The sequence below is a fragment of the Bacillus sp. B2-WWTP-C-10-Post-4 genome, assembly GCF_009183805.1.
Taxonomy (GTDB): domain Bacteria; phylum Bacillota; class Bacilli; order Bacillales; family Bacillaceae_G; genus Bacillus_A; species Bacillus_A cereus.
Window position 1 is genome coordinate 1 of sequence record NZ_WEII01000235.1, and the last position, 2,324, is coordinate 2,324.

The following is a 2,324-nucleotide window of genomic DNA, read 5'->3' on the forward strand; positions in this document are numbered from 1 at the left end:
GAGCAGAGAAATCCTCATGATTAGCAGCTTGTATAAGCAATTTATACTTAATATCTTCCGCAAGGCATTTTAAAGAAAATTGATATGTACAATATAAATCTGCTTCTTCATCTTCAAATAGAAACGGTAATGTTTCTTGTCTTATATGAAATCTTAAATCTCTTTTCTTAATATATTTATTGTATACATTTATTTTCTGTGGAGTTTTTATGTTTTCCTTTTTAAATCTATAAACATTTGTCACTACAAACACTACATCTTCTTTTGAAAATATATCTTCAAATAAGAATTTATTATATGTATATAATTGAGAAAAGTATTCCATATTTAAATCGTCGGTTCCTTCTACAATTTGATATTTATCTTTTCCGAAATCAAAATGTAAATGATTTCCCCACTGAGAATATAAGTAGGGTACTAATGTAACTCCTGGAAATGTTTGAGTCATATATTCTTTTAATTGCATTTCCTTGTCCTTTCTACTGTACAATTCCTTTTAAATCCCAGTATGCTTCTTCTAGCCACGGATGCATAACTTTAAATGTATCTTTCCTTTCCCACAAATATGAAATTTATACAAAAGCTGCTTTTTCCAAAAATTTTGCCAATCCTTTTTTTATTTCTATTAAATATGGTGGTGTCCCGTTTTGATCCCATTCTATTTTATCTGCAACAAATAATACTAAATCCATCTTCGTTGCATGTTTACGCAACGTTGTATGGCAACAAATTGCATTTAAAATTTCTTCATCTTCTACTTTAAATATTTCTTTTGCGATTACTCTCGATAGTTTTTGATGAATAATTATAGGAAACTTTCTTTCTGCTTCCACTATTTCTATCCCAAATTCTTCAGCAACTGCAATCCGCTCCTCGTTCGGAAAAATGCCACTAATATCATGTAAATATCCTGCAAGTGCTGCTTTTTCTTTATCTACGTGAAACTTTTCTGCAATCTTTTTTGCCTCATTTGCTACACGAATTGAATGTTTATATGTAAACTCTTTATTATATTTTAGTAGAAAAGCTTTAATATCATTTTCTATTTTTCCAGTTTGAGTAAATGAATATATATCATTACATAACATAGAAAATTCCCTTATAACTACCTTTCATTATAATGTAGAATCTAAATATCCTTGTTATTTTATATTCGTTATTAATCTTTTTACTCCTTTTTAATACGTTACATGAAATTTTATACAGAATCATCGCTACAAGTACATAAATGTTTGATATTATAGTAATGTTGATGATTTGTAAGGAAAGGAACTACACAATGAATAAAAACATATTAATTATTGATGATGATAAAGAAATTGTTGAATTACTTGCTGTTTATTTGCGAAATGAAGGCTATAACATTTATAAAGCTTATGATGGCGATGAAGCATTGCAAAAGGTTTCTACATATGAAGTTGACCTTATGATTTTGGATATTATGATGCCAAAGCGAAACGGATTAGAAGTTTGTCAGGAAGTGCGTGAAAATAATACTGTACCAATTCTAATGCTTAGTGCAAAAGCAGAAGATATGGATAAAATATTAGGTCTTATGACAGGTGCCGATGATTATATGATCAAGCCATTCAATCCATTAGAATTAGTAGCAAGAGTGAAAGCTTTATTACGAAGATCATCTTTCCAAAACGCTACTTCGCAAAAGAATGAAGATGGTATTATTCGTATTCGCTCTGTTGAAATACACAAACATAATCATACTGTTAAAGTAAATGGAGAGTATATTAAACTAACCTCTATTGAATTCGATATTTTATATTTGCTTGCAAGTAATACAGGAAGAGTATTTAGTTCAGAAGAAATTTTTGAACGCGTTTGGAATGAAGATGGTTACGGTTCAAATAAGACTGTAATGGTCCATATTAGCAACTTACGGGATAAACTTGAAACAGTAATAAATGGAGAGAAATTTATTCACACTGTTTGGGGAGTTGGCTATAAAATTGAGAAATGAAGCATTTGATATATTAAAAGATATCCCTAAATGGAAACTTATTTTTTGGCTCTTATTAGCTATCACACTCACGCCTATTACTGAATTAATTATTTATCGCCTCGTTACGAGTGTAATTGAGAGTTCACTTACTCTAACTGAACTCGGTAAAGAATTCATTCGAATTTTTGGTTATGAAAAGTATAAAGGGATTAAAGAATCGTTATGGATGATGATTGTATCTTATTTGTTTTTATTTTCTATTTTTTCATCCTATCTTTACATTTTTTATCGCCACGAGAAAAAACTTTACTATGAAACTTGTATTAAAAAAATGATAGAAGAAATTCGTTATATTGCAAATGGAAAC

The 2,324-nt window shown here is 29.2% G+C and carries 2 protein-coding genes and 2 pseudogenes; 2 read left to right on the top strand and 2 right to left on the bottom strand.

Features of this window, described 5'->3' with window-relative positions:
- The coding region (locus GBN78_RS29460) for a DUF3885 domain-containing protein (protein ID WP_152128021.1) at nucleotides 1-466 on the bottom strand (466 nt) is incomplete at its 3' end.
- Between the two features lie 13 nt (nucleotides 467-479).
- Nucleotides 480-1,088: pseudogene (gene yqeK / locus GBN78_RS29465) on the bottom strand (bis(5'-nucleosyl)-tetraphosphatase (symmetrical) YqeK).
- Nucleotides 1,089-1,279: 191 nt separating this feature from the next.
- Between yqeK and GBN78_RS29470 the strand changes: the two are divergent.
- A complete protein-coding gene (locus tag GBN78_RS29470; RefSeq protein WP_001038807.1) occupies nucleotides 1,280-1,975 on the top strand; it encodes a response regulator transcription factor in 696 nt (231 codons plus the stop codon).
- Nucleotides 1,965-2,324 (top strand): annotated as a pseudogene (locus GBN78_RS29475) (sensor histidine kinase); the annotation flags it as partial. The gene GBN78_RS29470 and the pseudogene GBN78_RS29475, both read left to right, overlap by 11 nt.

What these genes read in the sequence shown, in the direction of transcription:
- GBN78_RS29470 (WP_001038807.1), top strand. Translation starts at nt 1,280, where the DNA reads ATGAATAAAAACATATTAATTATTGATGATGATAAAGAAATTGTTGAA.